Genomic DNA, 12,877 nt, shown 5'->3' on the forward strand with positions numbered 1-12,877 from the left:
CTACTCATGTGAGACGAATATGGCGAAACAGCAAGAGCGGAACCGAGATTGTTCCAGTTTTAGCCCGAGGAAAACCGTGCAAGACACAATTGCAAACCCGTCGCATCCGCGCCCTGCAAAAACCGGTTGCCTTGAGCCCGCGCATCGCTCATTAACAGGGTCCATGAACGGAAATGACAGAACTGGCATCTTCACAATGCTTTTAGTAATCTGTTAACCGCGTTTATTGGGCCAATCTTAGCCAAACGTCATTAAGTTTAGTGATTATAACAAGCGCTGCGGCCATTTTCGGATGCGCGCCATTCAACGGAACCGGGATGTAAACTCCACCTATGCGATTGATCGAGTTGTACATCTTGCGCCGGGTGGCGGTCATGTTCCTCGCAGTATTGGGCGCGGCCGTCGGCATTACCTGGACCGTGCAGGTGCTCCAGCGCATCGACTTCCTGACCACAAGCGGCCAGACATTCCAGACCATCGTTCAGTTCAGCTCGCTGTTGATACCCTCGGCCATTCCGCTCGTGATGCCGTTTGCGCTGATTATTGCCATCACGCAGACACTTTCCACCATGAACCAGGATTCCGAGCTCGTCGTCATCAATGCATCGGGCGCGCCGCGCAGCGCCGTCATGCGGCCCATCCTGATTCTCGCCGCCGTTATTTCCGTCGTCTCGTTTCTCGTCGCCAATTATGTCGACCCCTATGCGCGCATGAACATGCGCGCCATGATCGCCAATGCCAGCGCGGACCTCATGAATGTCATCGTTCAGGAAGGCAATTTCCGCAAGCTGGCGGACAATCTCTATATTCAGGTCGCGGAGCGGCGCGCCGATGGCAGCATTGGCGGGCTTTTCATCGCCGATTCCCGCGATCCATCGCTCGACCTCATCTATTATGCGGCTGACGGCGCGATTGCCTCGACGCCCACCGGCGACATGCTGTTGATGCAGAATGGCGAAGTGCAGCGCCGCGACGTGTCCGATGGCACGGTTTCGATCATCAAGTTCAATTCCTATGCATTCGATCTCAGCCAGTTCGCCTCGGCTGGCGATGATTTCGTCATCTATGCGAAGGATCGTCCGCTGTCCTATCTGCTGAACCCCGACCCGAACGATCCGATCCTGCAAACCCGACCGCTGCGCTACAAGGCCGAATTGCACCGACGCCTGACACAATGGCTCTATCCGGTTGTCTTTGCGATGATTGCACTGGCTTTTGCAGGCGATTCCCGTTCGCATCGCGAGGCGCGCGTCTCCGCGTCCTTCTCGGCAATCAGCACCGCCCTTCTCGTCTATTGGGCCGGCTATTTCGCCTCTGACCGCGCCGACAAGGATGCGGGCTATATCGTCGTGATGTATCTCGTCCCGCTTGCCGTCATCCTCGTGACGGGCTTTGCGCTCGCCACCGGGCGGCGCATCGGCCTGCCCGACAAATGGAACGACCGCATTCTCGACGGTTTCGACACGTTGAGAAAGCGCACTTCGGAACTCTATGCCCGTTTCACCGGGCGTCCCCGCAACAATGCCGGAGGAAAGGCATGATCGGCTGGACGCTTGGGCGCTATTTCTTCATCCGCTACGTGCAGATCACATTCTATTTTCTGCTCGGCATCTTTGCGCTGTCGCTGCTTCTCGACTTTACCGAGAATGCCAGCAAACTTTCCAATCTGCCGGATTATTCGGTTTGGGCAGCACTTGGCCTTTCCGCCATGCGCGTGCCCTTCATCATGCAGCAGATGATCCCCTTCGTCGCTTTGTTCTCCGCAATGGCGACGCTGATCTCGCTCAACCGCAAATATGAGCTTGTCGTCGCGCGCTCCGTCGGCGTGTCGGCCTGGCAGTTTCTTCTGCCCGCCTGTTTCGGCGCTTTCCTGTTCGGCCTTGCCACCATCTTCATCCTCAATCCGTTCGCCGCCTACGGCTTTGCCAAGGCCGATGAAATCGCATCGACATGGAAAAACGGCAAGGTGACGGATGTTTCCGCCCTGCGCGATCCGTGGCTGCGCCAGAAGACCGATGAGGGCGAAACCATCATCGGCGCGAAAAGCATTCTGGATCAGGGCGCGACGCTGGCCGACGCGACATTCATCCAGTTCGATGACAAGAAGAATATCAAGGAACGCTACGACGCCCGGACCGCCAAGCTCGCGGACGGTTACTGGGAGCTTACCGACGTGACGCGATTCGCGCGCGGCGAAGAGCCCCGGAAAATGGCGAGCTTCCAGATCGAGACGCAGCTTCGCCCCGAATATGTGGAAGAGAAGCTCGCCACGCCGGATACGATTCCCTTCACCGAGCTGCGCCACAAGATCGAGGTCGCGCGTTCCTTCGGCTATTCGGCGAACGCATTTGACATGCAATACCAGTCACTTCTGGCATTGCCGGCATTGCTGATGGCGATGACCCTCATTGCTGCAACAGTGTCGTTGAAATTTGTGCGCTTTGGTCAGTCGGGAGCGATGATTCTGGGTGGCGTTATCGCAGGCTTCATGCTTTATGTCGTTTCGGTGCTGGTGAAGGCATTCGGGAATGCGGGATTCGTCCCGCCATTCGTGGCTGCCTGGGTTCCGGTTGTTATCGCGACATTCTTTGGTGTCTCCTTTTTGTTGCATAAGGAGGATGGTTAGTGGGTTTGAGTAACGCCCGCATGGTATTGCCCCATTCGCTCTCGCGTCTTGCGCGCGGGACTGCCCTGGCGTGCGTCCTTGCTTTGCCTTTCGTTTCTGTCGCAGCCCTGCCCGCATCGGCACAGGACGCTATTGGTGCCAATTACCAGAGCGATCCGAATGCCCGCATGCTCCTGCAAGCCGACGAACTCGTCTATGATCGCGATGTGAATACCGTCACCGCGCAAGGCAAGGTGCGCATCGAATATGACGGCAATCGCCTCGTTGCGGACAAGGTGACGTATAATCAGCAGACACGGCGCATGACTGCGACGGGCAATGTTGAAATCGTCGAGCGCGACGGCAACAAGATCTATTCCGACCATATGGATGTCACCGACAGTTTCCGCGACGGCTTTGTCAACGGCCTGCGCGTCGAGACGACGGACAACACCCGCTTTGCCGCCGAAAGTGCGGAACGCAGCAACGGCGAGATCACGACGTTCAACAACGGCGTCTATACGGCCTGCGAGCCTTGCGCCAAGAATCCGGACAAGCCGGTCCTGTGGCAGATCAAGGCGCGCAAGATCATCTGGAACAGCACGACCAAGACAGTCCGTTTCGAACAGGGCCGCTTTGAGTTCCTCGGCATGCCGCTTGCCTGGTTCCCGGCATTCGAAATGGCCGATCCGACGGTGAAGCGCAAAAGCGGCTTCCTGTTTCCGGGTTTCTCGTACAAGGATGACCTCGGTTTCGGCATCAAGAACTCATATTTCTGGGCGCTTGCGCCGAATTATGACGTGACGCTGTCCACGACCGCCTACACCAAGCAGGGCTTCCTGACCGAAGCCGAATGGCGTCATCGCCTTGAAAACGGCACCTATAATCTTCGCATCGCCGGCATTCACCAGAACAAGCCGGAGGAATTCGACGCCAACACGATCGACCGCGACGTCGAAAATCGCGGCATGGTGGCCTCGAAAGGCGATTTCGACCTCAATTCGCGCTGGCGTTTCGGCTGGGATGTGATGGCGCAGAGCGACCGGAATTTCAGCCGCACCTATGATATCGAAGGCTATAATGCCGGAACCCAGGTTTCGAAGATATATCTGACGGGCATCAACAACCGCAATTACTTCGACCTCAATTTCTATCGCTTCAATGTGCAGGAATCCCTTCTGCCGGGTGATCCCAACGAGATGCATTCGAAGCAGCCCTGGGTTTTGCCCAGTCTCGATTATTCCTACACGATGCCGGAGCCGGTCTATGGCGGTGAACTGAATTTCACCACCAATCTGCAGGCGTTGTATCGACAGAATGCGGACTATACCAATCCGACTGTCAGCGTTCTGGAGAATGGTGAATGGGTCCAGAAACCTAATCCATATCCCCGCATTCCAGGCTTCAGCGGCACGAATGTCCGCCTGACCACGGAAGCGGAATGGAGACGCACCTTCATCACCCCGGCCGGGCTGGTCATCACGCCGTTGCTGGCCTTGCGCGGCGATGCGATCGGCGTGAATACGAACTTCAATCCGGCAGATGCCGGCTATACGGATGCTGTTGTGCGCTCGGAAGCGCTTCGCGCCATGGCGACGGCCGGGCTTGAACTGCGCTGGCCGATCCTGTTCTCGAGCACCAGTTCGACCCATATTCTGGAACCGGTCGCGCAGATTTTCGTCCGCAACAACGAGCGCTATGCGGGCGAGTTGCCGAATGAAGATGCACAGAGCTTCGTCTTCGATGCAACCAACCTCTTCTCGCGCGACAAGTTCTCCGGCTATGACCGGGTGGAAGGCGGCACGCGCGCCAATCTGGGCCTGCGTTATTCGGGCAATTTCAACAATAGCGACTGGGCGCTCTACGGTCTTGCGGGCCAGTCCTTCCAGCTTGGCGGCGTCAATTCTTACGGCACCAGCGATTTTGTGAATGTCGGCGCGGATTCCGGCTTGCAGGATGCACGGTCCGACTATGTCGCCATGATCGGAACCTCCAACTCGACCGGCCTGGCCCTTGCTGCCCGCGGCCGCTTCGACAAGAAAAGCTTCGACGTCAAGCGCGGCGAAGTGGAAGCACAGCAAAGCTGGCAGAAGCTGACGGTTTCGGCACAATATGCCTATATCGCGCCGCAACCGGCTTACGGATATTCCGATCTTCGCCAGGAAGTGACCGGCTCGGCCACGGCGCGCGTCAACACCAATTGGAGCGTCTTCGGCTCCGGCACCTACGACCTGGTGTCCGAGACACTGGTTCGGGCTTCCGCCGGGCTTGCCTATGACGATGAATGCTTCATCTATTCAATGGCATATGTGCAAACGCGCAACCCCGCCCGCTACGGAGCGGATGACAAGCCGTCACATAGTATCAACTTCAACATTTCGCTGCGCACGCTGGGCGACATAGGCACCGGATCGCAAACTTTCTAATCTTGAGGGACCGGAAGCGTTGACAATGCTTCCGGTCTTTTCATTGAAATAGACAAGGAAATTTGCGCGTCGCGGCCTGATTTGGCATTCTTTCAGCAGTATTCGGACGATACAGGCTCCGCAAAATAGCTTTTGGGTCATTGTTTCGCCGCACTGGCTCATCTATACAGGCAGCTTATGATTAGCCGCTGATATGAGCACACATCGGCGGAGCGTCGGCAATGTCCATAAGGGAATACGTCCGGTAAGGATTGTCGGTCATCGACCGGAAGGAATCGGGAAAGAAAGATGATGATTGCAAGACCTCTCTTCGCCTCAATGCTGAGCGCCGCAGTCTGCCTGACGACGCTTGGAACGGTTGCGGTTCCAGCATTTGCCGCCGGTGCGGGATCCGAGGTCAAGGTCATCGTTTCCGGCAATGCGATCACGAACAGCGATGTCCAGCATCGCGTGGCTTTTTTGAAGCTGCAGCGCAAGGGCGGCAATCTCAACCAGATTGCCAGGCAGGAACTGACCGACGAAATGCTGAAGCGCATCGAGATGAAATCGCGCGGCATCAACATTTCCGACCAGCAGGTTGATGAGGCTTATGCCGGATTTGCCTCCCGCAACAAGATGACCCTGGCCCAACTTAATCAGGTGATGAACCAGTCGGGCGTGACGCCGGATCATTTCAAGAAATACATCATGGTTCAGATGGGATGGGGCCGCCTTGTCAGCGCCCGCTTCCGCGCAACCGGCATGGTCAGCGAACAGGAAGCCGTGCAGCGCATGCTGAAGGACGGCGGCAAGAAGCCTGTCGCAACCGAATATCGCCTCCAGCAGGTCATTTTCGTGGTGCCCGCCTCCAAGCGGTCTCCAGCCCTGCTTTCCAAGCGCAAGCAGGAAGCGAATGCGTTCCGCTCCCGTTTCCAGAATTGTGATGCCACCCGCCAGCAGGCCAAGGGCATTCTCGATGTGACCGTGCGCGATCTCGGCCGCATCATTGAACAGCAATTGCCGGGCGAATGGGCAAAGGCCGTCAAGGCAACCCCGGTCGGTCGCACGACCGCGCCGCAGGAAACCGAAAAGGGCGTGGAATTTCTGGCCGTCTGTTCCACCCGGCAGGTATCGGATGATCGCGTGGCCCAGCTCGTCTTCTCCATGGAAGGCGCGGATTCTCCTGGAGGCCAGGAGAAGAAGGCTGAACAGCTTAGCGAAAAATATCTGAAGGAACTGCGCGACAAGGCGACCATCGTTAATCGCTAGAGCATTTCGAGCCAAAAGTGCGAAGCGCCTATGCAGGGAAATCAGTCCAATGGACTGATTTCCGATCCCGCTTCGATGCGTGAGGCAAATGCGACAAAACAAATAGTTAGAGCGGTTCCGAGGCTTCCGTTAAAACAGGAACCGCTTTAGACCGACCTGATGGATTCATCTGCATTCACTGGAACATTGACGCCATGACGGCAGCGCCCCTTCCTCCTCTCGCCGTCAGCATTGGCGATCCCTCCGGCATCGGCCCCGATATTGCGCTTGTGGCCTGGCTCCAGCGCAATGCCTTGTCGCTGCCGCCTTTTGCCTTGCTGGCCGACCCGGAACAGCTTGCCGCCCGTGCGCGGCATCTCGGGCTTGATATCGCAATCGAGGTTGTTTCCGCGATTTCTGCGGCAAACCATGCGTTTGCGCATGCCCTGCCGGTGCTTCCGCTCAAGAACAAATTGACGGAAAGCGTCGGCAAAGCCTTGCCGGAAAATGCCGCGGGCGTCATCGAAGCCATTGAGCGCGCGGTGGACCTGACCCTCAAGGGCGAGGCTTCGGCCGTTGTCACCTGCCCGATTTCAAAGAAGCCGCTCTATGAGGCAGGGTTTAAGCATCCCGGCCACACCGAATTTCTGGCCGAACTGGCAAGCCATCACCGGGGCAAGCCTGTCACGCCGGTCATGATGCTGGCAGGGCCGCAGCTTCGCGCCGTTCCGGTCACGATCCATATTCCGCTTTCGCAAGTGCCTGTTCGTCTCACCACAGCCGACATTATCGAGGTTGCGCAGATCACCGCCACCGAATTGCGGGAACGGTTCGGCATCCGTGCACCGCGTCTTGCCATATCCGGGTTGAACCCGCATGCGGGCGAAGGCGGAGCCATGGGCAAGGAGGATGATACCATCATCCTCCCCGCAATCGAGGCGCTGCAAAGCGCGGGCATCGATGCGCGCGGCCCCCTTCCCGCCGATACGATGTTTCATCCTTCGGCCCGCGCGACCTACGATGCCGCGATCTGCATGTATCATGATCAGGCGCTTATTCCCGCCAAGGCGCTTGCTTTCGATGAAACGGTGAATGTGACGCTTGGGCTGCCCTTCATTCGCACATCGCCGGACCATGGCACGGCCTTCGATATTGCAGGCAAGGGGATTGCGCGCCCGGACAGCCTTGTCGCGGCCATTCGTCTTGCGCGGGAACTGGCCGACAATGCAGCGAACGCAAGCGCATGAGCATCGATAAACTTCCTCCCCTGCGCGATGTGATCGAACGGCACGACCTGATGCCGAAGAAATCGCTCGGCCAGAACTTTCTGTTCGATCTCAATCTGACGTCGAAAATCGCCCGCCAGGCAGGCACTTTGCACGACCAGCCCGTCATTGAAGTCGGGCCGGGGCCCGGCGGCCTGACCCGCGCGCTTCTGGCGCAAGGCGCTTATGTCACGGCAATCGAGCGTGACGAACGATGCCTGGCCGCGCTCGCCGAAATCGAGGCGCATTATCCGGGGCGTCTGCGCATCATCTCCGGCGATGCGCTCGAGCAGGATTTTTCGGTGCTGTTTGCGGACGGGCAAAAGCCGCGCATCATTGCCAATCTGCCCTACAATGTCGGCACGCAGCTTCTGCTCAACTGGTTGCTGGTCGAACCCTGGCCGCCCTTCTATTCGTCCATGACATTGATGTTCCAGCGGGAAGTCGCCGAACGTATCGTGGCCACGCCCGACAGCGATCATTACGGACGCCTCGGTGTGCTTGCCGGATGGAGGACGGTTTCGAAAATCAGCTTCGATGTGCCGCCGCAGGCATTTACGCCGCCGCCGAAGGTCATGTCGTCGGTCGTGCATATCATCCCGCGTGAAAACCCGCTGCCCTGCGATGCGCATGCGCTTGGCCAGATCACGCAGGCCGCATTCGGGCAGCGCCGCAAGATGTTGCGCCAGAGCCTGAAGCCGGTGGGCGGAGCCGAACTTCTGGAAAAAACCGGCATCGACGGAACACGCCGCGCAGAGACGCTCAGCGTCGAAGAATTCGTCGCGCTGGCCAATGCCTATCGTCCAGGAAAATAGTCAGTGCCGGCTGTCTTTTCCGGAAGCCACTTTTCCGGTTTCGGGTGTGGTGGGCATGACGGGCAGTTTCATTTCGTTGACGATCTGGCCCACATGGTCGATTTCCTCACGGAAACTGCTGAGCGATGAGCCGGTCAGCTTTTCGCCGGCGTTGAGGCGGGCCTTCAGCGGATCGACATATTGATCGCCGACCTTGAGTTCGTAATAGAGGTGCGGGCCGGTCGAATAGCCCGTCGAACCGACATAGGCGATCACCTCTCCCTGCTTGACATGTTCGCCGACCTTCAGGCCCTTCCTGGCCGATGAAAGATGCGCATAGGTCGTGCTGTAGCCGCCCTGATGGCGAATGCGGACATATTTGCCATATCCCTTCTGATACGAGATCAGTTCCACCACACCATCGCCGGCGGCCACGATGGGCGAGCCGATCGGCGCATCGTAATCAACGCCATTATGGTGCTTGCGGACATGCAGAACAGGATGGATGCGCCAGCCGAAACCGTCATTGAGACGGCCATTCGGCAGCGGCTTCTGCATGAGATATTTCGTCATGGAGGAGCCGTCCTCGTTGAAATAATCAGCCCCGTTATTGCCTTCGTGGCGATAGAGCCGACGGCTTTTGCCAGCCGTGGTAAACTCGACAAAAACCAGTTCCGGCTTCGTATCGGCGCTCTTGCGGAACAGAAGATCGATCCGGCCCGGCGTTTTTGAGCCCTTCAGCGAAATGCCGTTCTGCGCGGCAAGCTTCTCAACCTCGTCGACAATCGCACCCGGCGCGCCCGCCTGTTGCAGCCGCGACGGGATGGACCCGCTATTGCCGACCACATTCTGCGGGTGGTAGGCCGTCAGCATCGCATCGCGTGACAGGCGCGCAAAAAGCCGTTCATTGCCGGTGGCGCGGAAAACGCCGTCATCGGCGCGCCCGTAGACGGCCTTGTCGATATCGCCATGTTCGAAGCGGGCAAGCGCAATATGCTGCGCCCCGTCGGGGTTCCGTCTGGATTTGTCGACCAGCAATTCAAGATTGTCGCCCGGCACCAGTTCTGTCCGCGCCAGCGCTTCTTCCAGACGCCGGCTGTCCTCGGTGGCGATGCCCGCCGCTTGCAGCAATGCGCCCAGCCGCTCGCGGGATTGCGGCGCGACGATGATCTCATGCACCTTTGCGCCAGCGCCGACAGCGGGCCTGGCAAGGCTGACATTGATCGGAACGCCGCGCTCAAGTGCATCCTCGGGCTGTTTCTGTTGCGATTTCAGCGGGGATATGCCGCCGCGCAGCATATCACCCATCGCAGCCCCGCCGGAACTTGTGAGGTCGAGAACAACATGCTGATAGGTGTAGAGACGCGCATCGCCGTCTTCGACGCCCTCGGCAATATCGATGCGCCGCGATACCCGGCCCGCCGGATCGACATGCACGTCCGGCACCAGCCTTGCCTCTTTCAGCGCCGCGCGATGGCGGGCGAGCGTGGCGGGATTGACCATCATGGGCTGCGCCACGCGCCCATGCCGCACCAGCCGGCCGGTGGCAAATAGAAACCCGCTTCCAGCGATAAGGGCCGCCACCAGCAAAGCCAGGAAAAACCGCAAATGCGTGTGCCGGGAAAAGCGGGCCAGCCGAAACGGATTCAGGCTGTGAGAGGAAAGCGGCTCGCTTCGCAAGGCCGATCCGAAGGCCGCAAAATCCCGTTCCGCCATCGCAGCAACCTGTCTGTCGTTTGCATGCGCTGACCAGAAGACCATACCGAACATTCTCCACCGCTGGATTACCGACGGAAGAGTGGCAAAGACAGCGGCCAAAATAAGGCCCCCGACGGGATATCCACCGGAAGAGAATCACATTGCGTGAATTGTGACTGTCAGGCTTTCGCCCGGCCCCGGCGATGTTCGACCAGCATCGACCATGTATAGAGCGCAAGCCCGGCCCAGATCAGCGCGAAAGCGCCAAGCTGTGCAGCGGAGAACGGCTCGTGGAAGATGAAAATCGCAAAGAAGAACAACATCGTCGGCGTCATGTATTGCATGAGGCCCAGCGTCGTGTAGCGCAGCAGCTTCGCGCCGCCGGCATAAAGGATCAGCGGAATGGCCGTGAACGGGCCTGCCAGCAGCAGCATCGACACGTTGAAGGCCGGTCCGGTCGAGAAATGGTCCTGGCCGGTTGCCGCCAGCCACAGAACGTAGCCGAGCGCGGGAATGCACAGGATCAGCACTTCGAGCGTGAAGCCCTGAAGCGGCGGCATCGGCAGTGACTTGCGGAAGAAGCCATAGAGGCCGAACGTCAACGGCAGCGCCAGCGACACCCATGGCAGACCGCCCGCATTGACGGTCAGCAGCAGCACGGCGGCGAAGGCAAATCCGACGGCGACATATTGAACCCTGGTCAGCCTTTCCCCAAGGAACAGACCGCCAAGGACGACATTGAACAGCGGATTGATGTAATAGCCAAGTGCGGCGCCCATCACCTGGTCATGGGCAACGGCCCAGACATAGATCGACCAGTTGACGGTAATCAGCCCGGCGGTCAGGCCAGCCATGGCCAGCATGCGCGGCTGGCGCACGGCGTTGAGAATATCCTTGAACTGCCCCAGCACCAGCAGGAGCAGCAGCGCGACCGGAACCGACCAGATCACGCGATGCGACACGACTTCCATGGCCGGGATGTGGCCAAGCGCCTTGAGATAGAATGGCAGGGCACCCCAGAGCCCATAGGCTCCGATTGCCATCAAAAACCCGCGCGACCCGTCAGACAGGCGCGTATCGGTGATGGTCTGGTCGGTCATGCCTCTCTCCTCGGCAAAAACGGTTCGCCCGCCCCCGTTGCGGGCGGATCAGCATGGAACCGCTATGCGCCCAACAATCCATAAAATCCATTCAATTAAACTGATCGAAGCATCAATTTCAGTGAATGGACCGGATTTATTCGGCGGCAGCCCGTCCGGCCATCGAACGGTTTTTCATCAGCTTGTAATTGACCGAATCCATCAGCGCCTGGAAGGACGCATCAATGATATTGTCCGACACGCCGACCGTGCGCCAGCGGGCACCGGTCGCATCGCCGGATTCGATCAGGACGCGCGTGATTGCCGCCGTGCCGCCATTGAGGATACGCACCTTGAAATCGACCAGTTCCAGATCCTCGATCTCGGCCTGAAAGCGCCCCAGATCCTTGCGCAATGCGATATCGAGCGCGTTGACCGGGCCGTGTCCTTCGGCGACGGACATGCGCACCTCGCCATCGACCTCGACCTTGACCACGGCTTCCGAAACGGTCTTCAACATGCCATTGGCATCGAAGCGCCGCTCGACGAGGCAGCGGAAGGATTCGACCTTGAAGAATTCCGGCTGCGGCGTCAGCATGTTGCGCGCCAGAAGCTCGAAACTCGCATCCGCGCCTTCATAGGCATAGCCTTCCGCCTCACGCTCCTTGACCAGCGCGATCAGCGTATCCAGACGCACATCGTCCTTTGCAACGCGGATGCCGCGACGCTCCAGCTCGGCGATGAAATTGGATTTTCCGCCCTGATCCGACACCATGACACGGCGGCTGTTGCCGACCGATTCCGGCGGAATATGCTCATAGGTCTGCGGTTCCTTGAGCAGCGCCGACGCATGAATGCCGGCCTTGGTCGCAAAAGCGGACGTGCCGGTATAGGGCGCCTGCTCCGTCGGCGGACGGTTCAAGATATCGTCGAAAGCGCGCGAAATCCGCGTGATCCCCTTCAGCGCCGCAGGCTTGATCGCCAATTCGAAACGTTCTGCCCAATAGGGTTTCAGCGCCAGCGTCGGGATCAACGAAACAAGATTGGCATTGCCGCAGCGCTCGCCGATGCCGTTGAGCGTTCCCTGCACATGGCGAACGCCCGCATCGATGGCGGCAAGCGAGACGGCAACCGCCTGCTCGGTGTCGTTATGGGCGTGGATGCCAAGGCTCTCGCCCGGAACCACAGACGTTACGGCAGCAATGATCCCGGCCACTTCCGAGGGCTGCGTGCCGCCGTTCGTGTCGCACAGCACAACCCAGCGCGCCCCTGCGGAATAGGCCGCCCTGGCACAGGCAAGCGCATATTCGGGATTGGCCTTGTAGCCATCGAAGAAATGTTCGCAATCGACCAGCGCTTCCCGGCCTGCCATGCGGGCGGCGGTGACGGAAGCCGTGATCGATTCCAGATTTTCCTCATTGGTGCAGCCAAGCGCCAGACGGACATGATAGTCCCAGCTTTTGGCAACGAAGCAGACAGCATCGGCGGAAGCCTGCAGCAGGCTGGAAAGGCCGGGATCGTTGGATGCCGAAACGCCCGCGCGCTTCGTCATGCCGAAAGCCGCAAACTTTGCGCGCGCGGTCTGGCGCTGCTTGAAGAAGGCAGTATCGGTCGGATTGGCACCCGGATAGCCGCCTTCCACATAGTCCACGCCCAGTTCTTCCAGCAGCGTGACAATCGACTTCTTGTCTTCCACAGAGAAGTCAATGCCGGGAGTTTGCTGCCCATCCCGCAGGGTGGTGTCGTAGATGTAGATGCGCTCGCGTGCCATTCTTGCCTGCCT

Annotated in this window: 9 protein-coding genes; 6 read left to right on the forward strand and 3 right to left on the reverse strand. The window is 58.9% G+C overall.

Annotated features, from left to right (window positions below):
* Positions 1-332: 332 nt before the first annotated feature.
* The 6 genes from lptF to rsmA all read left to right on the forward strand — a co-directional run bounded on the left by lptF (position 333) and on the right by rsmA (position 8,338).
* Positions 333-1,541 carry an LPS export ABC transporter permease LptF gene (gene lptF / locus AVM02_RS12805; protein ID WP_411507319.1) on the forward strand — a complete coding sequence of 403 codons (1,209 nt, stop codon included), beginning with the start codon at positions 333-335 and terminating at the stop codon, positions 1,539-1,541.
* Positions 1,538-2,626, forward strand: coding sequence for an LPS export ABC transporter permease LptG (lptG, locus tag AVM02_RS12810; RefSeq protein ID WP_411507320.1), 1,089 nt, complete (start codon positions 1,538-1,540; stop codon positions 2,624-2,626). Before lptF ends, lptG begins: the two co-directional genes overlap by 4 nt.
* 20 nt (positions 2,627-2,646) lie before the next feature.
* Positions 2,647-5,031: an LPS-assembly protein LptD gene (locus tag AVM02_RS12815; RefSeq protein WP_411507462.1), complete on the forward strand. Its 2,385-nt coding sequence runs from the start codon at positions 2,647-2,649 to the stop codon at positions 5,029-5,031.
* 288 nt (positions 5,032-5,319) lie between these two features.
* Positions 5,320-6,279, forward strand: a complete 960-nt coding sequence (locus AVM02_RS12820; RefSeq protein WP_411507321.1) for a peptidylprolyl isomerase — start codon at positions 5,320-5,322, stop codon at positions 6,277-6,279.
* Between the two features lie 194 nt (positions 6,280-6,473).
* The gene (gene pdxA, locus AVM02_RS12825; protein ID WP_411507322.1) at positions 6,474-7,505 is read left to right on the forward strand and encodes a 4-hydroxythreonine-4-phosphate dehydrogenase PdxA; all 1,032 of its coding nucleotides are present in this window, start codon (positions 6,474-6,476) and stop codon (positions 7,503-7,505) included.
* Complete coding sequence (gene rsmA / locus AVM02_RS12830) at positions 7,502-8,338, forward strand: 16S rRNA (adenine(1518)-N(6)/adenine(1519)-N(6))-dimethyltransferase RsmA (RefSeq protein WP_411507323.1); 837 nt, start codon at positions 7,502-7,504, stop codon at positions 8,336-8,338. Before pdxA ends, rsmA begins: the two co-directional genes overlap by 4 nt.
* Here the strand turns inward: rsmA and AVM02_RS12835 are convergent, their stop codons facing one another.
* The 3 genes from AVM02_RS12835 to cimA all read right to left on the reverse strand — a co-directional run bounded on the left by AVM02_RS12835 (position 8,339) and on the right by cimA (position 12,865).
* A complete protein-coding gene (locus tag AVM02_RS12835) occupies positions 8,339-10,078 on the reverse strand; it encodes a M23 family metallopeptidase (RefSeq protein WP_411507324.1) in 1,740 nt (579 codons plus the stop codon).
* A 116-nt stretch (positions 10,079-10,194) separates the two neighbouring features.
* The gene (gene rarD / locus AVM02_RS12840) at positions 10,195-11,115 is read right to left on the reverse strand and encodes an EamA family transporter RarD (protein WP_411507325.1); all 921 of its coding nucleotides are present in this window, start codon (positions 11,113-11,115) and stop codon (positions 10,195-10,197) included.
* 136 nt (positions 11,116-11,251) lie between these two features.
* Positions 11,252-12,865 carry a citramalate synthase gene (gene cimA / locus AVM02_RS12845; protein WP_411507326.1) on the reverse strand — a complete coding sequence of 538 codons (1,614 nt, stop codon included), beginning with the start codon at positions 12,863-12,865 and terminating at the stop codon, positions 11,252-11,254.
* Between the last annotated feature and the right edge of the window lie 12 nt (positions 12,866-12,877).

The organism is Brucella anthropi, assembly GCF_046630315.1.
GTDB classification, from domain to species: Bacteria; Pseudomonadota; Alphaproteobacteria; order Rhizobiales; family Rhizobiaceae; genus Brucella; species Brucella anthropi_A.

Bases quoted from the DNA above. Each gene is read 5' to 3' on its own strand.
- AVM02_RS12820 (WP_411507321.1), top strand. From the start codon at position 5,320: ATGATGATTGCAAGACCTCTCTTCGCCTCAATGCTGAGCGCCGCAGTC.
- lptG (WP_411507320.1), top strand. From the start codon at position 1,538: ATGATCGGCTGGACGCTTGGGCGCTATTTCTTCATCCGCTACGTGCAG.
- AVM02_RS12815 (WP_411507462.1), top strand. From the start codon at position 2,647: ATGGTATTGCCCCATTCGCTCTCGCGTCTTGCGCGCGGGACTGCCCTG.
- pdxA (WP_411507322.1), top strand. From the start codon at position 6,474: ATGACGGCAGCGCCCCTTCCTCCTCTCGCCGTCAGCATTGGCGATCCC.
- rarD (WP_411507325.1), bottom strand. From the start codon at position 11,115: ATGACCGACCAGACCATCACCGATACGCGCCTGTCTGACGGGTCGCGC.
- cimA (WP_411507326.1), bottom strand. From the start codon at position 12,865: ATGGCACGCGAGCGCATCTACATCTACGACACCACCCTGCGGGATGGG.
- AVM02_RS12835 (WP_411507324.1), bottom strand. From the start codon at position 10,078: ATGGTCTTCTGGTCAGCGCATGCAAACGACAGACAGGTTGCTGCGATG.
- lptF (WP_411507319.1), top strand. From the start codon at position 333: ATGCGATTGATCGAGTTGTACATCTTGCGCCGGGTGGCGGTCATGTTC.
- rsmA (WP_411507323.1), top strand. From the start codon at position 7,502: ATGAGCATCGATAAACTTCCTCCCCTGCGCGATGTGATCGAACGGCAC.